The 19,288-nt window shown below is 61.8% G+C and carries 19 protein-coding genes, 1 pseudogene and 1 riboswitch; of the genes and pseudogenes, 6 read left to right on the forward strand and 14 right to left on the reverse strand.

All coding sequences use genetic code 11. The features are described from left to right. Window positions 1-8: 8 nt before the first annotated feature. The 7 genes from fdhF to soxR form a co-directional block, all read right to left on the reverse strand. The gene (gene fdhF, locus AMK05_RS20765) at window positions 9-2,888 is read right to left on the reverse strand and encodes a formate dehydrogenase subunit alpha (protein WP_064840944.1); all 2,880 of its coding nucleotides are present in this window, start codon (window positions 2,886-2,888) and stop codon (window positions 9-11) included. Between the two features lie 63 nt (window positions 2,889-2,951). Next, window positions 2,952-4,508, reverse strand: coding sequence for a formate dehydrogenase beta subunit (locus AMK05_RS20770; protein ID WP_064840945.1), 1,557 nt, complete (start codon window positions 4,506-4,508; stop codon window positions 2,952-2,954). After that, a complete protein-coding gene (locus AMK05_RS20775; protein ID WP_064840946.1) occupies window positions 4,505-4,984 on the reverse strand; it encodes a formate dehydrogenase subunit gamma in 480 nt (159 codons plus the stop codon). The genes AMK05_RS20770 and AMK05_RS20775 overlap by 4 nt, the downstream gene beginning before the upstream one ends. A gap of 135 nt (window positions 4,985-5,119) precedes the next feature. Beyond that, window positions 5,120-6,013, reverse strand: a complete 894-nt coding sequence (locus AMK05_RS20780; protein WP_003582744.1) for a LysR family transcriptional regulator — start codon at window positions 6,011-6,013, stop codon at window positions 5,120-5,122. A gap of 71 nt (window positions 6,014-6,084) precedes the next feature. Next, entirely contained in the window at window positions 6,085-6,426 is a 342-nt protein-coding gene (locus AMK05_RS20785; protein ID WP_064840947.1) for an ArsR/SmtB family transcription factor, read from the reverse strand. A 103-nt stretch (window positions 6,427-6,529) separates the two neighbouring features. Next, window positions 6,530-7,300 carry an SDR family NAD(P)-dependent oxidoreductase gene (locus AMK05_RS20790; protein ID WP_064840948.1) on the reverse strand — a complete coding sequence of 257 codons (771 nt, stop codon included), beginning with the start codon at window positions 7,298-7,300 and terminating at the stop codon, window positions 6,530-6,532. 143 nt (window positions 7,301-7,443) lie between these two features. Then, a complete protein-coding gene (soxR, locus tag AMK05_RS20795) occupies window positions 7,444-7,908 on the reverse strand; it encodes a redox-sensitive transcriptional activator SoxR (RefSeq protein WP_064840949.1) in 465 nt (154 codons plus the stop codon). 262 nt (window positions 7,909-8,170) lie between these two features. Further along, window positions 8,171-8,284: riboswitch (TPP riboswitch) on the forward strand. Between soxR and AMK05_RS34705 the strand changes: the two are divergent. The 6 genes and pseudogenes from AMK05_RS34705 to AMK05_RS20820 form a co-directional block, all read left to right on the forward strand. After that, window positions 8,275-8,391 (forward strand): annotated as a pseudogene (locus AMK05_RS34705) (YkoF family thiamine/hydroxymethylpyrimidine-binding protein); the annotation flags it as partial. It overlaps the preceding riboswitch by 10 nt. Window positions 8,392-8,402: 11 nt before the next feature. Beyond that, window positions 8,403-9,209, forward strand: coding sequence for an ABC transporter permease (locus AMK05_RS20800; RefSeq protein WP_064840950.1), 807 nt, complete (start codon window positions 8,403-8,405; stop codon window positions 9,207-9,209). Next, on the forward strand, window positions 9,206-10,018 hold the full coding sequence (locus AMK05_RS20805; protein ID WP_064840951.1) for an ABC transporter ATP-binding protein: 813 nt from the start codon (window positions 9,206-9,208) through the stop codon (window positions 10,016-10,018). The genes AMK05_RS20800 and AMK05_RS20805 overlap by 4 nt, the downstream gene beginning before the upstream one ends. 64 nt (window positions 10,019-10,082) lie before the next feature. Further along, on the forward strand, window positions 10,083-11,093 hold the full coding sequence (locus AMK05_RS20810; RefSeq protein ID WP_064840952.1) for an ABC transporter substrate-binding protein: 1,011 nt from the start codon (window positions 10,083-10,085) through the stop codon (window positions 11,091-11,093). A gap of 66 nt (window positions 11,094-11,159) precedes the next feature. After that, window positions 11,160-12,380, forward strand: coding sequence for an acyltransferase family protein (locus AMK05_RS20815; RefSeq protein WP_064840953.1), 1,221 nt, complete (start codon window positions 11,160-11,162; stop codon window positions 12,378-12,380). A gap of 168 nt (window positions 12,381-12,548) precedes the next feature. Next, window positions 12,549-13,286, forward strand: coding sequence for a sugar transferase (locus AMK05_RS20820; protein ID WP_064840954.1), 738 nt, complete (start codon window positions 12,549-12,551; stop codon window positions 13,284-13,286). Window positions 13,287-13,434: 148 nt separating this feature from the next. On the opposite strand, the gene AMK05_RS20825 is transcribed toward AMK05_RS20820, so the two are convergent. From AMK05_RS20825 to AMK05_RS20855, 7 genes are all read right to left on the reverse strand, one after another. Beyond that, window positions 13,435-13,842 carry a F0F1 ATP synthase subunit epsilon gene (locus AMK05_RS20825; protein ID WP_064840955.1) on the reverse strand — a complete coding sequence of 136 codons (408 nt, stop codon included), beginning with the start codon at window positions 13,840-13,842 and terminating at the stop codon, window positions 13,435-13,437. Further along, on the reverse strand, window positions 13,842-14,081 hold the full coding sequence (locus tag AMK05_RS20830) for a hypothetical protein (RefSeq protein ID WP_064840956.1): 240 nt from the start codon (window positions 14,079-14,081) through the stop codon (window positions 13,842-13,844). The genes AMK05_RS20825 and AMK05_RS20830 overlap by 1 nt, the downstream gene beginning before the upstream one ends. Next, the gene (atpD, locus tag AMK05_RS20835) at window positions 14,081-15,517 is read right to left on the reverse strand and encodes a F0F1 ATP synthase subunit beta (protein ID WP_064840957.1); all 1,437 of its coding nucleotides are present in this window, start codon (window positions 15,515-15,517) and stop codon (window positions 14,081-14,083) included. The genes AMK05_RS20830 and atpD overlap by 1 nt, the downstream gene beginning before the upstream one ends. A 23-nt stretch (window positions 15,518-15,540) precedes the next feature. Further along, entirely contained in the window at window positions 15,541-16,425 is an 885-nt protein-coding gene (locus tag AMK05_RS20840; RefSeq protein ID WP_064840958.1) for a F0F1 ATP synthase subunit gamma, read from the reverse strand. Between the two features lie 28 nt (window positions 16,426-16,453). Continuing rightward, on the reverse strand, window positions 16,454-17,983 hold the full coding sequence (gene atpA, locus AMK05_RS20845; RefSeq protein ID WP_064840959.1) for a F0F1 ATP synthase subunit alpha: 1,530 nt from the start codon (window positions 17,981-17,983) through the stop codon (window positions 16,454-16,456). Then, on the reverse strand, window positions 17,983-18,549 hold the full coding sequence (locus AMK05_RS20850) for a F0F1 ATP synthase subunit delta (protein WP_171899837.1): 567 nt from the start codon (window positions 18,547-18,549) through the stop codon (window positions 17,983-17,985). Before AMK05_RS20850 ends, atpA begins: the two co-directional genes overlap by 1 nt. A 255-nt stretch (window positions 18,550-18,804) precedes the next feature. After that, window positions 18,805-19,194, reverse strand: a complete 390-nt coding sequence (locus AMK05_RS20855; protein WP_064840961.1) for an AGROH133_08824 family phage infection protein — start codon at window positions 19,192-19,194, stop codon at window positions 18,805-18,807. Window positions 19,195-19,288 lie beyond the last annotated feature (94 nt).

Raw genomic sequence — 19,288 nt, forward strand, 5'->3', positions numbered from 1 at the left:
CCGCATTTTCACTCCGCTGCCTCGAGCTTGCCGGCGATGCGGCGCGATTGCCGTGCCTGCTCGTCATACTCACGCTGCCATTCGCTCGGTCCGTTGGAGGGCGACACCTGCACCGCTGTCACCTTGTATTCAGGGCAGTTCGTCGCCCAGTCGGAGAAGTCGGTGGTGATGACGTTTGCCTGCGTATTGGGGTGATGGAAGGTCGTATAGACGACCCCCGGCGCAACACGATCGGTAATCAGGGATCTCAGCGTCGTGTCCCCGGAGCGGCTGCCGAGCTTCACCCAGTCGCCGTCGCGAATGCCGCGCTGTTCGGCATCGTGCGGATGGATTTCCAGCCGGTCTTCCGCGTGCCAGACGACATTCTCGGTGCGGCGCGTCTGCGCCCCGACATTGTACTGACTGAGCGTGCGGCCGGTGGTCAGCAGCAGCGGGAAGCGCGGGCCGGTGCGCTCGTCGGTCGCCACATATTCGGTGCGGATGAACTTGCCCTTGCCACGCACGAAACCGTCGACATGCATGATCGGCGAGCCGAGCGGGCTCTGTTCGTTGCAGGGCCACTGCACCGAGCCGATCTTGTCGAGATAATCGTAGGTTACGAGCGCGAAACTCGGGGTCGTCGCGGCGATCTCGTCCATGATCTCCGACGGATGCCTGTAGTTCCAGTCGAGCCCCATCGCCTGGGCAAGTTTCTGCGTCACCTCCCAGTCGCCATAACCGTTGCGCGGCGACATTACCTTGCGCACGCGGTTGATGCGGCGCTCGGCGTTGGTGAAGGTGCCGTCTTTTTCGAGGAAGGTCGAGCCCGGCAGGAAGACATGGGCGTAGTTGGCGGTCTCGTTGAGGAACAGGTCCTGCACGACGACGCATTCCATCGCCGCAAGGCCTGCCGCGACATGTTTCGTATCGGGGTCGGACTGGAGAATGTCCTCGCCCTGGACATACAGACCCTTGAAGGAGCCGTCGACCGCCGCATCCAGCATGTTGGGAATGCGCAGGCCCGGCTCGTTGTTGAGCTTCACGCCCCAGAGCTTTTCGAAAATATCGCGCGTCGCATCGTCGGAAATGTGCCGGTAGCCCGGCAGTTCGTGCGGGAAGGAACCCATGTCGCACGAGCCCTGCACATTGTTCTGGCCGCGCAGCGGGTTCACGCCGACGCCGGGACGGCCGATATTGCCGGTCGCCATCGCCAGATTGGCGATCGCGATAACCGTAGTCGAGCCCTGGCTGTGTTCGGTGACGCCGAGACCGTAATAGATCGCGCCGTTGCCGCCCTTGGCATAGAGCCTTGCCGCGCCGCGCAAATCCGCCGCCGGTACGCCGGTGAAAATCTCGGTCTGTTCGGGGCTGTGCTGCGGCTCGGCGACGAAGCCGGCCCAATCCTCGAACTCCGACCAGTCGCAGCGCTCGCGGATGAATTTCTCGTCAAAAAGCCCTTCGGTGACGATCACATGCGCCAGCGCCGTCATGACAGCGACATTGGTGCCGGGCTGCAGCGGTAGGTGATAGGAGGCCTCGACATGCGGCGAGCGGACGATATCGGTGCGGCGCGGATCGATGACGATGAGCTTGGCGCCCTGGCGCAGCCGCTTCTTCAGCCGCGAGCCGAACACCGGATGGCCGTCGGTCGGATTGGCGCCGATGATAACGACGACGTCGGACTGTTCGACGCTGTCGAAATTCTGCGTGCCGGCCGAGGTGCCGAATGTCTGGCCGAGACCGTAGCCGGTCGGCGAATGGCAGACGCGGGCGCAGGTATCGACATTGTTGTTGCCGAAGCCGGCGCGGATCAGCTTCTGCACCAGGTAGGTTTCTTCATTGGTGCAGCGCGAGGAGGTGATGCCGCCGATCGCCTCGCGGCCATATTGATACTGGATGCGGCGGAACTCCGACGCTACATGCGCGAAGGCCTCGTCCCAGCTCACCTCCCGCCAGGGATCGCTGACCTTTTCGCGGATCATCGGGTTGAGGATGCGGTCCTTGTGGGTGGAATAGCCGTAAGCGAAGCGGCCCTTGACGCAGGAATGGCCGCGATTGGCCTGGCCGTCCTTCCACGGCACCATGCGCACCAGCTCCTCGCCGCGCATTTCCGCCTTGAAGGAACAGCCGACGCCGCAATAGGCGCAGGTGGTGACGGCCGAATGCTCGGGCTGGCCGATCTCTATCACCGACTTCTCCGTCAGCGTCGCCGTCGGGCAGGCCTGGACGCAGGCCCCGCAGGAGACACATTCGGAATCGATGAAGGCTTCATGCGCACCCGATGAAACCTTGGAGCCGAAACCACGCCCCTCGATCGTCAACGCGAAGGTGCCCTGCACCTCCTCGCAGGCGCGCACGCAGCGCGAACAGACGATGCATTTGGAAGGATCAAAGGTGAAATAGGGATTGGACTCGTCCTTCGGCGCCCATTTCAGATTGATCTCGCCATTGTTGCGCGCCCTGACATGATTGTCGCCGTCATAGCCGTAGCGCACGTCGCGCAGGCCGACGGCGCCCGCCATGTCCTGCAATTCGCAATCGCCGTTGGCTGCACAGGTCAGACAGTCGAGCGGGTGGTCGGAAATATAAAGCTCCATCACGCCGCGGCGGATATCCTTCAGCCGTCCTGTCTGCGTATGCACGACCATGTTGGCCGCCACCGGCGTCGTGCAGGAGGCCGGCGTACCGTTGCGGCCCTCGATCTCGACGAGACAGAGCCGGCAGGAGCCGAAGGCGTCGATCATGTCGGTGGCGCAGAGCTTCGGCACCTCGATGCCAGCCTCCATCGAAGCGCGCATGATCGAGGTGCCCTCCGGCACGCTGATCTGCTGCCCATCGATGGTGACCGTCACCATCACCTCGGATGTCGAAGCGGGAGTGCCGTAGTCGATTTCATGGATGAGAGACATGGTCGGCCTCCTGTCTGGAAGTGAAAATGAGCAATTCGGAGGGAGCTGACGGGTAGAAAGCCATCATTCCGCAGCCTCCACCATCGGCGCCGGCGAAAAATCCTCCGGGAAATGCGTCATGGCGCTCATGACCGGATAGGGCGTGAAACCGCCGAGCGCGCAGAGCGAGCCGAATTTCATCGTATTGCAGAGATCGGTGAGCAGCGCCCGGTTCTTCTCCGGCTCGATGCCATGGGCGATCTTGTCGGCCGTCTCGACGCCGCGCGTCGAGCCGATGCGGCAGGGCGTGCACTTGCCGCAGCTTTCGACGGCGCAGAATTCCATGGCGAAACGCGCCTGCTTCAGCATGTCGGCGGTGTCATCGAAGACGACGATGCCGGCATGGCCGATCAGCCCGTCTTTGGCAGCGAAGGCTTCGTAATCGAACGGCGTGTCGAACAGTGCCCGCGGGAAATAGGCCCCGAGCGGCCCACCGACCTGCACGGCCTTGACCGGCCGCCCCGTCGCGCTGCCGCCGCCGATCCTGTCGACGATATCGCCGAGCGAAAGACCGAAGGCCGTTTCGTAAAGACCGCCATATCTGATATTGCCGGCGATCTGCAGCGGGATGGTGCCGCGCGAGCGGCCCATGCCGAAATCGCGATAGAAGGCCGCCCCCTTCTCCATGATCACGGGCACGGAAGCGAGCGAGATCACGTTGTTGATGACGGTCGGACAGTCAAACAGCCCCTTATGCGCCGGCAGCGGCGGCTTGGCGCGCACGACGCCGCGCTTGCCTTCGAGGCTGTTCAGCAGGGCCGTCTCCTCGCCACAGACATAGGCACCGGCGCCGGTGCGCACCTCGATATCGAAAGCGCGGCCCGAGCCGAGCACCGACGGGCCGAGAATCCCTGCCTGGCGCGCGATGCCGACCGCCTCGCTCATCGCAGCGATCGCATGCGGATATTCCGAACGCGTGTAGATGAAGCCCTTCGTGGCGCCGGTGGCAAGTCCTGATATCGCCATGCCCTCGATCAGCACGAAGGGATCACCCTCCATGATCATCCGGTCGGCAAAGGTGCCGCTGTCGCCCTCATCGGCATTGCAGACGATATATTTGCGGTCCCCGGGCGCATCGAGGACGGTCTTCCACTTGATGCCTGTGGGGAAACCCGCGCCGCCGCGGCCGCGCAGGCCGGAATCGGTGACTTCCTTGACGATGTCGCCAGGCGCCATCGAGACGGCGCGGCGAAGACCGGCAAGACCGCCATGCGCTTCGTAATCGGCCAGCGACAGCGGATCGGTGATGCCGCAACGGGCAAAGGTCAGGCGGGTCTGTTCCTTCAGGAACGGGAGGTCTTCAACCTCCCCGAGACAGAGCGGGTGATCGCCGCCATTCGCCATCCCGGCATCGAACAATGCGGGCACGTCCCTCGCCTTCACCGGCCCGTAGCCGATCCGCTTGCCTGCGACCTCGACTTCGACGAGCGGTTCCAGCCAGAACATTCCGCGCGAGCCGTTGCGCACGATCTCGGCATCGAGGCCGCGGGCGGCGATCTCCTGGGCAATCGCCTTTGCCACCTTTTCGGCCCCGAGCGCCAGCGCTGCGGCGTCGCGCGGAACATATATCCTGACCGTCATCGGCGTGCCTCCGCGACGAGTTCCGCCGCCATCTGATCGTCGATCCGGCCATAGACTTCGCCATCGAGCATGGCCGCCGGCGCGCAGGCGCAAAGCCCGAGACAGTAGACCGGCTCCAGCGTCACGCCGCCATCAAGCGTCGTCTGATGAAAATCGATACCGAGCAGCGTTTTAACCCGCTCGGCCATTGCATCGCCGCCCATCGACTGACAGGCTTCGGCGCGACAGAGCTTCAACACATGCCGGCCGGCGGGGTGGTCGCGATAATCGTGATAGAAGGTCACCACGCCATGCACCTCGGCGCGGGAGAGGTTCAATTCCTCCGCAATCACCGGCAGGGCCTCCTGCGGCACATAGCCGAACTCTTCCTGAACCTCGTGCAGAATGGGAAGCAGCGGCCCTTCGAGAAAGCGAAGATCGGCGATGATGGCACGGGTGCGCGCTGTGATATCGCCTTCGGCGATATGAATGGTCATAAGGCAGCCCTCCCAGCCGCTTGCTCGTTTCAGGAATGGCGGACTCCCCAGCCGAGCACCATTCCTCTAACAAGCATCTCAGGGAAGCCGCTGGGGATCAATAAAGCTATTCTGTGGATCGATAGGTTTTTTCTATCACAGCTCTTCATCCCGCACGAGCACCCGCGCTTCGTGCAGCAGGGCCGAGACGAGCGGCGTAAAGGGCTCGCGATAGGGCGCGACAAGGCCGACCAGATGGTGCGCCTCCGGCTCGACGATCGGAATCATCCGGATTTCCACGGGAAATCCAAAGGATTTCGCGACGTTGCGCGGCATAATGCTTGCCCAGCGTCCGGTCCTGACATGCGAAAACAACACGATCATCGAGTTGGATTCGAGCGTCGGATGCACCGTGGCGCCAGCTTCCGTCAGATGCCGGTTGATGATGCGGCGGTTCTGCATGTCGGCCGTCAATAGGCAAAGCCGAAGATCCCCGACCTCCTTCCAGGTCACGTTGTCGCGATCGGACAGCGGGCTGCCCGCAGCCGTGATCAGATGGTAACGCTCGGCATAGAGCGGAACGCTGGTGACACGGCCGAGCGGTTCGTTTTCGAGATAGGTGATGCCGGCATCGATTTCGAGGTTTTCGAGCATGCTCAGCACCTGCAGCGAATTGCGTGAGACGATCGAGAAGGTGACGCCGGGATGCCGCTCCTGAAACGGCGTGGTGATGCGCGACAGCATGGCGAGCGCCGTCGGAATGGCGGCGAGACGGATATGGCCGGAAAGACCGCGGCGCGCCGCGCGCATCTCCTCGCGCATGGTGCGGGCGTCGCCGACGATGCGGCGAGCCCATTCCAGCACGCGCTGCCCCTCCGGCGTCAACCCCTGAAACCGCGAACCGCGCTGCACCAACATGACGCCGAGCTGATCCTCGAGCTGCCGGATGGCCGCGGAGAGCGTCGGCTGCGAGATCCCGCATTCCTCGGCGGCGCGGCCGAAGTGTTTTTCATTGGCAAGGGCGATGAAGAATTCCAGCTTGTCGATCATCCGGTCTCCCGCTGCATCCAGCGTCCGGCCTCATCTTCGACATAGCAGCCGCGCTTCGCAAGGGATGGTCGCTAACAGTTTTCTGCAATCGGAAATAGATCGAACAGCGATTCGAGGAAGGCCAGCACGCTGACATTGCCGATGCTGTAGTAAACCATCCTGCCCTGACGGCGGGTATTGACCAGGCCTTCGAGCCGCAAACGCGCGAGTTGCTGCGAGACCATCGCCTGCTGGATGCCGAGAATATTTTCGATTTCACCGACCGTCCGCTCCTGTTTCGCCAGTATGCAGAGGATCAGAAGTCGGGTGTGATGCGCCAAAGCTTTCAGCAGATCGCTCGCTTCATGGGCTTTTCCAGCGAGTATGTGCAAGTCCTGGCCGGTCATCCCCGGCTCCGGTTTGGGCAACGGCATTCGATATCTCGGAAGGGAGGCGATGTGGTAGATCAGCACAATAGCATATTCCCACAACCGAATTGGTCAATAGTGATGAAATGCCAAAAAAGGTCCAAGTAAATCAGCAGATAAGCTGGCCGCCATTGATCTCGAGGACTTGGCCCGTAATGTATCCGGAGAGAGAAGGAGCCGCCAGGAACAGATAGGCGGGCGCGCAATCCTCCGACGTGCCGAGCCGCTGCAGCGGGATGGATTTCCGGGTCTGCTCGAGCTTTTCCCTGGAGGAATAGCGCTCGTGGAAATCCGTCTCGATCGTTCCCGGCGAGACGCAGTTGACGCGGATGCCGTCCGGGGCAAGCTCGCGGGCAAGCGCCTTGGAATAGGTGGCGACGAACGCCTTCGAGGCCGAATAGATCGAGGAACCGGGGCTGCCGCCGGTCAGCGCCGAGATCGAAACGGTGTTGACGACGGCAGCACCCTCGGCCGCCTTCAATGCCGGCAGCAAAGCGCGCGTCAGCGCCACCACCGATGTCTGGTTGAGCCGGATGACCGCCTCATATTCCGCGTCTGTCAGCGTGGCAGCCGGGAAACGGCCGAGCATCGTGCCGGCATTGTTGACGAGCACATGCACCTTGTCGAAGAAAGCGAGAACATCTTCGGCAAATTGCGCCGCCCCGCCGGCGGCGGAGAAATCGGCATGCAGCAGCAGCGCCCGTCTTTCCGATTCGGCCGTCAGCAGGAAATCCGGCAGGTCCCGCCCCGGCTTGCGCCCGGTATGGACGATGACCTTCGCGCCGCAATCCAGAAACTGCCGAGCGACTTCGAGGCCGATGCCGCGGCCGGCGCCGGTGACGACGACATTGCGATTTTCGAACAGTCTGGGATGAAACACGAAGCCGTCCTCCTCGGTTGCGTCACTCGCCCTTAACATATGAGCACCGCGACCGAAAGAAAGGCAGGCAGCGATCTTTCCGGCAGCTCGGTCTTTCCCGAAGAGACGCGGCCTCTCCCTGAAGCGACTGGTTCTCCCGAAGGCTAGTTTTCGGTCTCCAGCAGCCGCGCACCCGGTCCTTCCTTGCCGAGCCGGTCGCACGGATTGCGCAGCGGACAGCTTTCGATCGACAGACAGCCGCAGCCGATGCAGCCGGCCAGGCGGTCGCGCAACAGGCTCAGCCGACTGATTCGTGCGTCGAGATCGTCCTTCCATCGTGCCGACAGCGTCTGCCAGTCGGCGGCCGTCGGCGTGCGCCCCTGCGGCAGGGACTGGAACGCCGCCTGGATTTCCGCAAGCGGAATGCCGACCCGCTGCGCCACCTTGATGATCCCGAGGCGGCGAAGCACGTCGCGCCCGTAGCGCCGCTGGTTGCCGCGGGAGCGGATGCTCGAGATCAAACCCTTGGTCTCGTAGAAATGCAGCGCCGAGACGGCCAGGCCGCTGCGCTCCGCCACCTCGCCGACTGTCAGGAGCTTGCCGGGCGGCGCTGCCGGAATCCTATCCATCGCCTCTTGACCTCAATATTAGTTGAGGTTTTATAACCCTTGCGCCTGCAATCGTAAAGCCCGATCGGACGCCCGCCGGCGCACGCCGATATCGCCGCCTGAGACAGCAAGCTGCGGTCCCGTTCCCGGCAGGTACGGGCCCACCGAGGAACACCCGGGCGGGACCTCCGCTCGGGTGTTTCCCTTCATAAGATCCATTCCAACCGAGCGGACGGGTTTGCAATTTTGCGGTTGCGGGACGAAAACCCGGGTGATAGTTTCCGCCGAAATACAGGGGAGCTCCGTATTGCCGGGGCTGAGATGCGAGGTGCAAGCCTCTGGACCCTTCAAAGCTGATCTGGGTAATGCCAGCGGAGCGAGGTTCAGATGTTCTCAGACGCAGAAGTGTCACTCTATCCGATGCCGGACAATGTCGTCGGCATCATTCTCGATGCCGTCAAGGCGCTCGATCCCTATCGCGACCGGCTGCGCATCGAGGCCGAAATCAAACGCTGATGACACTGCCACGACCTTTGGATTCGCGCCTTGCCGCGCTCAGCGCCGCCCTGTACCGGGCAATGCCCGCCTTGCTCGCGGGCCTTGCCTTTCTGGCGGCATGGGAACTCTATGTCGGTCTTTCCGGCATCAAGCCCTCCATCTTGCCGGCGCCTTCGCGCATCGTCCTCCAGGGCTGGCTGAACCGCGCGGCGCTGACATCAAACACCTGGCCGACGCTCGGCGCCACGCTTGGCGGTTTTGCCCTGTCGCTGGCCTTCGCCTTCGCCGCTTCGATCCTCATGGACTTTGCGCCTTTCATGCGCCGGGCCTTGCTGCCGATCTTCATCGCCAGCCAGACCCTGCCGCTGGTGGCGATCGCGCCGCTTGTCGTCCTCTGGTTCGGTTTCGGCCTCCTGCCGAAGATACTGCTGGTGGCGCTCGTCACCTTTTTCCCGCTGCTCGTCGCCCTGCTGCAGGGCTATGAATCGACCGACCGCGACATCGCCGAACTCCTGAACTCGATGAAGGCGAGCCGCTGGCGCATCTTCCGCCTGGCGCGGCTTCCCTCCGCGCTGCCCTATTTCTTCGCCGGCTTGAGAATCTCGATCACCTATGCCGTCGTCGGCGCGATCTTTGCCGAATATGCCGGCGCCGCCAGCGGCCTCGGCATCTATATTCTCAACGCCAAGAACAATTTCCGTCCCGATCTCGTGCTTGCCGCCGTCGTCGTCAGCGCCGTGCTGACCCTCTGCCTCTTCGGCCTGACGCTGTTGATAGAGCGCCTCCTGATGCCCTGGCCGCCATCCGGGGAGCGGCGCCGATGAGCGACAAAATGGTTGAACTGCGCAATATCGCGAAATCTTTCGACGGCATGCAGGTGCTGGGCGATATATCGCTGAGCGTCGCAAACGGCGAGTTCGTTTCGATCGTCGGCCCGTCCGGCTCCGGAAAATCGACGGTGCTGCGATTGCTGACGCAGGCGCTTCGGCCCGATTCCGGCAACGTGCTTTTCAACGGCGCGCCGCTGGAGGAAGCGCCGCATTCCTTCGCCTTCATGCCGCAGCGTGATGCGCTGATGCCCTGGCGCCGGATCATCGACAATGCCACCCTCGGCCTCGAGGTAAAGGGCATGAGCCGCCGCGCGGCCCGCGCCGCTGTGGCGCCTTTGTTCGAGAGCTTCGGCCTTGCCGGTTTCGAACACCACTATCCCTCCGAACTATCCGGCGGCATGCGCCAGCGCGCAGCACTGCTGCGCACCGTCGTCCAGACCCAGGATATGTTGCTGCTCGACGAGCCTTTCGGCGCGCTCGACGCGCTGACGCGCACGCAGATCCAGGAATGGCTGCAGGGCATGTGGACCGAACACCGCTGGACGGCGCTGCTGATCACCCACGATGTCCGCGAGGCGGTGTTTCTCTCCGACCGCATCTACGTGCTTTCGGCCCGTCCGGCGCGTATCATCCGCGAATTCCACGTTTCCCTGCCCCGTCCGAGAAGCATTGCCGATCTCGGCTCGCCGGCGGCCCAGGCGATCGAAACCGAAATCCAGCAAACCCTGCTGCATCCGCTTGAACAGGATGATCTTAAGCCGGTCGGCCTGAAATCTGAATCCTGTTCTCATTTAAAGAGTTAGAGCATGATGCCGAGAACTGCTCACGCTTTTCGGCATCATGCTCCAGAGACCTGAGGAGGTCACCATGCTGCTTCTCACCCGTCGCCAGACGATCTTCGCCGCCATCGCGGCAAGCCTTGCCGGCCGCCCGGCCTTCGCCCAGTCGGCGCCCGCAAAGGCCCGCATCGCGCTCGACTGGACGCCGAACACCAACCATATCGGCATCTATGTCGCCAAGGCGAAGGGCTTTTATGCCGCCGCCGGCCTCGATGTCGAAATTCTTTCCTTTACCGACACCAGCGCCGGAACGCTGGTATCGAACGGTGTCGCCGATTTCGGCATCAGCAGCGAGATCGAGGCCATCAGCCAGCGCGCCGCCGGCGGCGACGTGAAGATGGTCTACGGCGTCGTCCAGACCGAAACAGCGCGGCTGATCTTCAAGGGCGGACGCGACGACATCAAGAGCCCCAGGGATCTCGACGGCAAGACCTATGGCGGCTTCGGCGGCACCTGGGAAAGCGCGCTGGTCTCCGCAATGATCCGCAACGATGGCGGCAAAGGCGAGGTCAAGACCGTCACGCTCGGCACCTCCGCCTACGAGGCGCTGGACAATGGCTCGATCGATTTCACCCTGGAAATCTATACCTGGGAAGGCGTTGCCGCCGAATTGGAAAACCGGAAAATCGCCCGCTTCCACTATTCCGACTACGGCATTCCCGACGAGCAGACGACGGTCATCGTCTCCAGCGACACCTATCTCTCGGCCAATCGGGACAATGCCCGCGCTTTCATTCAGGCAACGCAAAAAGGTTATGCCTACTCCGTCGATCATCCCGACGAAGCCTGCGCGCTGCTGATATCCGGGAGCAACGGCGCACTGATGAACACCGAACTGGTGAAAGCCTCGCAGAAGGCCCTGATCGAAGGGCACTTCCTGAAGTCCGAGGCCGGCGTGATCGGCACGCTCGACCCGGCAAAAGCCGATGCCATCGGCGGCTTCCTGCTCGAGAACGGCATTCTGGTCGATGCGAACGGCGCCGCACTCAAGGAGAAGCCGGACTTTTCCACCTATTATACCAACGATCTCTTGGCCTGAGCCCAGCCCTGGCCTTGCCCGCCGCGGCGTTCCGCGGCAAAGTCACCGTGTAGGGCGAGGGACAGGATGCGACAACAAGAGAGACTGGCCGGAGCGGACTTTCTGCGCGCGACGGCTTGTCTGCTGGTGTTCGCCCACCATCTCGCGCTCCGGCTGGATATGCGCAGAATTCCCGACGAATTGGGAACGGCTGCGCAGATCCTCCGTTTCGGCAATTTCGGCGTTGCCATCTTCTTCGTGCTCAGCGGCTTCCTTCTCGCTCATCCCTTCTGGCGCGCGCTCGACGACGGCCGCAACATGCCGAGCCTGCGCCACTACGCGATCCGCAGGGCGGCGCGCATTGCGCCGGGCTTCTGGGTGGCCGCAAGCGTCAGCTTCGCCCTCAGCCTGACGCTGCTTGCCCTGCCGCTGACGCCGGAGCTGACGCTCCGCTACATCTCCGGGCTGCTGTTCATGAGCCAGTGGCATTGGCGCACCTTCTTTCCCGTCGAAGCCGACGGCCCGCTCTGGTCGATTCCCTTCGAGGCCACAAGCTATGTGCTGCTGCCGGTCTGCTTTCTGCTGCTGTTTCGTTTGCCACTCCTTAGGCAGCGTCCGCTGCTTGCCCGCTTCGCCTGGCTTTGCGTGATCGCAGGCGTCCTCCTTGCCCATGTGCTGATCCTCATCCTCTTTCCGCTCGACGACATCGGGCGCGGCTGGCAATACGGCCTCCAGGGCGGGGCGAAGGAGTGGATGCCGCGGTATAATCCGATCGGCTTCTTCACAGTCTTCGCCCTCGGTGCGTTTGCCGCCGGCGTCGAGATGATGATCGCAAGACGGCCCTCCTTCTGGTTCGACGCCGCAGCGCTGCTGGCCCTCGCGGTTGCCGGCTACCGCCTCGTCATATCGCCCGGCGGCACCCCTGAAGCCTACGGCTGGCTCGACATCCCCTATGGCTTTCCGATCTTTCCGCTGGCGATCGCAACGGCGCTCGTTTCGCTCTGCCATTCGCAACACCTCGGCAGGCTGCTCGACAACGCTCCCGTCCGCTCCATCGCCAAGATCTCCTTCGGCATCTATATCTGGCAGGAGATCATCCTGATATCGATCCAGAAGCTCGACCCCGGTTCGTTCGGCGCGTCCACCGAAAATGTCGTCACCGGCTGGCTGCAATCCTGCGGTCTGGCGGCGGCGCTTGTTCTCCTCGTCGCCAGCCTCAGCTACCATCTGCTTGAAAGACCGGCGATCGACGTCGGCAACCGCCTAACACCCCGCCCATCCAATCGGGCTACTCCTTTCAAAGTATAAATTTCCCATCATCTCAACTAGAGGCATTAAGGTTAATCGCTAAATACTCCCATTTTTGGCGTCTTTAGGGTTACTGGATTCTTATTTATACCGATGACAAACGATACATGACCATGTATCTGTCTCCCTGTAGTTCAGTATCGCATCTAAACTTGTGGACCTTGCGTAATGAATGCTTTTACTTCGAAGACGAATTCACGCTTCGATCCGTCTCAGCGTCAGGACAAAACCAAGACCCTGGTTGTCGCGAACTCCAATATTCGCCAGCCGAGCAGCTTTTCGCCGGTTGAAAGAAAGATGGCTATGCGCCTGGGCGTGAAGCGGCTATTCGACATCGCAGCCTCCGTCAGCGCCCTCATCGTGCTGGCGCCGTTTTTTCTGGCGATCGCTCTCTTCATCAAACTCGACGATGGCGGCCCGGTATTTTTCCGCCAGATCCGCTGGGGACTGAACGGCCGCAAGATCGTGGTGTTCAAATTCCGCTCGATGCGCGCCGAAGATTGTGATCCGAGCGGCATTCGGCAGACCGTCAAGGGCGACAGCCGCATGACCGGCATCGGCGCGGTGCTCCGAAGGACCAACATCGACGAACTGCCGCAGCTTTTCAACGTCCTTCTCGGCGATATGTCGCTGGTCGGTCCACGCTGCCATGCGATCAACATGCGCGCAGCCGGTCGGCTCTACGAGGAACTGGTGCCGGACTACCATCAGCGCCACATTATGCGCCCCGGCATCACCGGCCTTGCGCAGACGCGCGGCTGGCGCGGCCCGACGGCGCGACCGCTGCAGGCCCGCGCCCGTATCGCCAGCGATATCTATTACGTCCAGAATTTCAGCTTGCTGCTCGACCTGAACATTCTATTCAAGACGCTTATCATCGAGCTGCGCGGCGGTACCGGCTTCTGAGGCTATCCGGCCTGTCGGCAAAGCGGCTATAGCGGCCGATTACTCGTTTGAAGCCACCAACGGGCACTACCCGCCGGCCCCGAGAGATCAGCAAAATACAAAAAGGCGGCTGTTGAGCCGCCTTTCATTGTTGCAAAAGTGATTGCGATCAATCCTGCTGGACGATGCCGCTCAGATGCGTCAGTTCCATGATGAAATGCTCGAGCTTCGACTTGTGCTCATGCAGTTCGGTATTCTCGAGTTCCGCGCGGGCCGCCTCGATGCGCCGGGTCAGCTCGTCCTTGTGAAGTTCCTCGACCGGCACGGCGGATTCGGCAAGCAATGTGCAGCCGGTCGGCAGAATATCGGCAAAACCGCCGAATACAACGTAATCTTGCTTCTTGCCGGACGCCGAACGCACGCTCACGACACCCGGCTTGACCGTCGTCATCGTTGGCGCGTGGTGCGCCATGACGGTCATTTCGCCCTCAGTCGCGGGGATGACGACCTCGGTCACCATCTCCGACAGCAGCAGACGCTCCGGCGAAACGAGCTCAAAGTTGAAATTGTCAGCCATCAGTGACTTACCTTCTCGGCTATGGCTTTCGCATCTTGCAATTGGGTCCCGCAGAACGGGCAGTGCATTATCGCTTGGTCGAGATAACCGAGGCCTTCCTCGCTCTGAACCAGCCCCACAACCATCATCAGCACGCCATTATCGGCGCGATAGATGGTCGGCGCGGCTGGGTCGGGAAGATCCGCCACGACCCCCTTCAAGGAATCGCAGCAGAATATCTCGTCTAGCGCGTCGCTCATCAAGCAGCTGCGAGCTTCTTGGCCTTTTCGACCGCTTCTTCCATCGAGCCGACCATGTAGAAGGCGGCTTCCGGCAGGTGATCGTATTCGCCGTTGACGAGGCCCTTGAAGCCCTTGATCGTGTCTTCGAGAGCAACCAGCTTACCCGGCGAGCCGGTGAAGACTTCGGCGACGAAGAACGGCTGCGACAGGAAACGCTCGATCTTGCGGGCGCGGGCAACGGCGATCTTGTCCTCTTCCGACAGTTCGTCCATGCCCAGGATGGCGATGATGTCCTGCAGGGCCTTGTAGCGCTGCAGCGTCGACTGGACCTTACGGGCGACTTCGTAATGCTCTTCGCCGACGACCATCGGGTCGAGCATGCGCGAGGTCGAGTCGAGCGGGTCGACGGCCGGGTAGATGCCCTTTTCGGCGATCGAGCGCGACAGAACCGTCGTCGCATCAAGATGCGCGAACGAGGTTGCCGGCGCCGGGTCGGTCAAGTCGTCGGCCGGAACGTAAATGGCCTGGACCGAGGTGATCGAGCCGGTCGTCGTCGTGGTGATGCGTTCCTGCATCTGGCCCATGTCGGTTGCGAGCGTCGGCTGATAGCCGACGGCCGACGGGATGCGGCCGAGCAGCGCCGACACTTCCGAACCTGCCTGGGTGAAGCGGAAAATGTTGTCGACGAAGAACAGAACGTCCTGGCCCTGGTCGCGGAAATGTTCGGCGACCGTCAGGCCGGTCAGAGCAACGCGGGCACGGGCGCCCGGCGGTTCGTTCATCTGGCCGTAAACCAGCGCAGCCTTGGAGCCTTCGCCGCCGCCATGCTTGTTGACGTTCGATTCGATCATTTCATGATAAAGGTCGTTGCCTTCGCGGGTACGTTCACCGACGCCTGCGAAAACCGAATAACCACCATGCGCCTTGGCGACGTTGTTGATCAGTTCCATGATCAGAACGGTCTTGCCGACGCCGGCGCCGCCGAACAGGCCGATCTTGCCGCCGCGTGCATAAGGCGCCAGAAGGTCGACGACCTTGATGCCGGTGACGAGAATCTGCGATTCCGTCGACTGCTCGACATAGGCAGGCGCATCCTGGTGGATGGCGCGCTTATGGGCGGTGACCAGCGGACCGGCTTCGTCGACCGGCTCGCCGATGACGTTCATGATGCGGCCGAGCGTTTCGTTGCCGACCGGAACCATGATCGGAGCGCCGGTATCGCTGACTTCCTGGCCGCGGACCAGACCTTCGCTCGAGTCCATCGCGATGGTGCGGACTTCGTTTTCGCCAAGGTGCTGTGCAACTTCGAGAACCAGGCGGTTGCCGTTGTTGGTGGTTTCCAGCGCGTTCAGGATCTTCGGCAGTTCGCCTTCGAAAGCAACGTCGACGACGGCGCCGATAACCTGGGTGACTCTGCCGACAGAGCCGGTCTTGGGGGTAGCTGCCTCAGCCATTTTCTGACCCTCTTTTCCTAGCTTCAGAGCGCTTCCGCGCCCGAAATGATTTCAATGAGTTCCTTGGTGATCTGCGCCTGACGCTGGCGGTTGTAGCTCAGCGTCAGTTTGTTGATCATCTCACCGGCATTACGCGTCGCATTGTCCATGGCGCTCATCTTCGCGCCCATCTCGCCGGCGACGTTCTCTAGGAGCGCGCGGAAGATCTGGACGGAAATGTTGCGCGGGATCAGATCTTCGAGGATCGACGCCGGATCCGGCTCATATTCATAGACCGCGCCCGCATGCGCCGCATCTTCGGCCTGCACCGCGCCGGTCGAAGCCGGGATGAGCTGCTGCGCCGTCGGGATCTGGCTGATCACCGACTTGAATTCGGAATAGAACAGCGTGCAGACGTCGAACTCGCCGGCGTCATACATCTCGATGATACGCTTGCCGATCTGATCGGCATTCTCGAAGCCGACCCGCTTGACGTCGCGCAATTCCTTGCGCTCGATGATCAGCGAAGCGAATTCGCGGCGAAGAATGTCGTAACCCTTCTTGCCGACGGTGAAGATCTTCACCGTCTTGCCCTCGGCAACCAGCTTGCGCACATGATCACGCGCAAAGCGGGCGATCTGCGAGTTGAAGCCGCCGCAAAGGCCGCGCTCGGCCGTGCAGACCACCAGCAGATGAACCTGGTCCTTGCCGGTGCCGGTCATCAGCGTCGGTGCGCCGTCCGCATCGGTGACGGCCTTGGCGATATTCGCCAGAACCGCACCCATGCGCTGCGAATAAGGCCGGGCGGCCTCGGCCGCCTCCTGCGCACGCCGAAGCTTCGCCGCGGCGACCATTTTCATCGCCTTGGTGATCTTCTGCGTCGCCTTGACGGAGGCGATCCGGTTTTTCAGATCCTTAAGTGAAGGCATCCGTGATCCGTCCTAACTTAGGGCCTGATTACGAGAAAGACTTTGCGAAGCTATCGAGAGCAGCAGTGAGCTTGCCCCTGGTATCGTCGCTGATTGCCTTTTCCGTGCGGATCGCGTCGAGAATGGCGGAGCCTTCCGAACGCAGATAGGAGAGGAAGCCCTGCTCGAACTTGCCGACCGAAGCCACCGGCAGCTTGTCGAGGTAGCCGTTGACGCCGGCGAAGATCACCGCGACCTGCTCTTCCGTCTTCAGCGGCGAGAACTGCGGCTGCTTCAGGAGTTCGGTCAGGCGTGCGCCGCGGTTCAAGAGGCGCTGCGTTGCAGCGTCGAGGTCCGAACCGAACTGGGCGAAGGCGGCCATTTCGCGATACTGGGCGAGTTCGCCCTTGATCGAGCCGGCAACCTGCTTCATCGCCTTGATCTGCGCGGCGGAACCGACGCGCGAGACCGACAGGCCGACGTTCACGGCCGGGCGGATACCCTGGTAGAACAGGTCGGTTTCAAGGAAGATCTGGCCGTCGGTGATCGAGATCACGTTGGTCGGAATGAAGGCCGACACGTCGTTGCCCTGCGTTTCGATGACGGGCAGAGCGGTCAGCGAACCGGCGCCCTTGTCGTCGTTCATCTTCGCAGCACGCTCGAGCAGGCGCGAGTGCAGGTAGAAAACGTCGCCCGGATAGGCTTCGCGGCCCGGCGGGCGGCGCAGCAGCAGCGACATCTGGCGGTAGGATACCGCCTGCTTCGACAGGTCGTCGTAACCGATCAGCGCATGCATGCCGTTATCGCGGAAATATTCGCCCATGGCGCAGCCGGCAAACGGAGCCAGGAACTGCATCGGCGCCGGATCGGAAGCGGTGGCGGCAACGATGATCGAGTACTTCAGTGCGCCGCGCTCTTCGAGCACCTTGACGAACTGGGCAACGGTCGAGCGCTTCTGGCCGACGGCGACGTAGACGCAGTAAAGCTTCTCGCCTTCCGGACCGTTGTCGTGAATGGCCTTCTGGTTGAGGAAGGCATCGAGCAGGATCGCGGTCTTGCCGGTCTGGCGGTCGCCGATGACGAGCTCGCGCTGGCCGCGGCCGACCGGGATCAGCGCATCGATAGCCTTGAGGCCGGTCGACATCGGCTCATGAACCGACTTGCGGGGAATGATGCCGGGAGCCTTGACGTCGACGCGCGAACGGCGCGTCGCGTTGATCGGGCCCTTGCCGTCGATCGGATTGCCGAGTGCGTCGACGACGCGGCCGAGCAGTTCGGGACCAACGGGAACGTCGACGATGGCGCCGGTCCGCTTGACGGTGTCGCCTTCCTTGATGTCGCGGTCGGAGCCGAAAATAACGACGCCGACATTGTCGGATTCAAGGTTCAAAGCCATGCCGCGGATGCCGCCGGGGAACTCGACCATTTCGCCGGCCTGGACATTGTCCAGACCATAGACGCGGGCGATACCGTCACCGACGGAGAGAACCTGGCCGACTTCCGAGACTTCTGCCTCTTTGCCGAAATTTTTGATCTGGTCTTTGAGAATTGCGGAAATTTCCGCGGCGCGGATATCCATCAGCCAACCTCTTTCAATGCGAGCTTAAGAGTGGAGAGTTTGGTACGAAGAGACGTATCAATCTGGCGGGACCCGACCTTTACGATCAGACCACCAAGAATTGACGGATCAACCGTGACAGCAATCGTCACGTCTTTGCCGGTAACGCTCTTGAGTGCCACCTTCAATTCGGTTTCCTGCGCTTGCGAAAGCGCATGCGCCGAGGTGACCTCGGCGGAGATTTCACCGCGATGGTTCGCGGCGATGATGCGGAAGGCCTTGATCATGCCCGGCAGGGCAAACAGGCGGCGATTGCGCGCCACGACCTTCAGGAAATTGGCGAAGAAGCCGCTGATTCCGGCCTTCTCGCTGATAGCGACGATCGCCTTCAGCTGGTCCTCGGCAGAGAAAACCGGGCTTGCTACGAAGCGCTTCAGATCGGCGCTCTCGTCCAGCATCACCTGAAAACGGTCAAGATCGGCGGTTACGCTGTCGATGGCGCCCTGCTCGAGCGCCAGATCGAAAAGCGACGAGGCATAGCGCTCGGCAACACCAGATGTAAGCTGGGACGTGTCTGCCACTGGCACAAATTTCCCTGATTTCAACCCAAAATCCGGCTCTCGGCGGACGCCGAACCTATGATCTTGAATTCGTTTTGATTTCCCCCAGAAATCACAAGAGAAGCCTCTTGCTTCTTCCGAAATTCGGGGTCCGTCTAACATAGGATGTTCGGACTCGCAACACGCGTAATGCCCGAATACGCCTTTCACATGAATTTCTATCCGCAAAATTGCGCAACGGCCTGAAAGCCAGCCGGGGAAGCCGTCGGCCGGCCGCGAGATTCACGTCTGGGTGAAGCCGAAAACATACAGCAGCGGCAGCGCGGCCAAGGCAATCTGCACAACCAGGAGTAAATAGTTGACGATATTACTCCCCTTATCGGACAGGATCGAGATGATACGGGCAAAGGCCGCCATCGCAAAGGCGGCGCCGAGCGCCATGTAGATTGTGGTCTGGGCGAGCATGATCGCCGACAGGCCGAAGCCGAGATAGAAACCGCCCATCGAGCGACCCTCGCCATATCCTTCCGGTCGCCCCTGCTGCGCCTGCAGGCCGAGAAGACGGAAAGTATGGCCGGGTGCAAACATCATGATGAAGCCGGCGAGCGCCGTGAAGGCGGCGGAGCAGAACGCCAGCTGCTCGCCGAGTTCGGTCGGAAAATAGAAATCCATGCATCAGCCCCAAATCACCCGGAAGAATCAGTGTTTTATGACATGGGGCGGAAAAGGAGGAAATGGCGGAGGTGTGTTTTATGGCGGGGGTGTG

The sequence above is a fragment of the Rhizobium sp. N324 genome (assembly GCF_001664485.1).
Classification (GTDB): Bacteria; Pseudomonadota; Alphaproteobacteria; order Rhizobiales; family Rhizobiaceae; genus Rhizobium.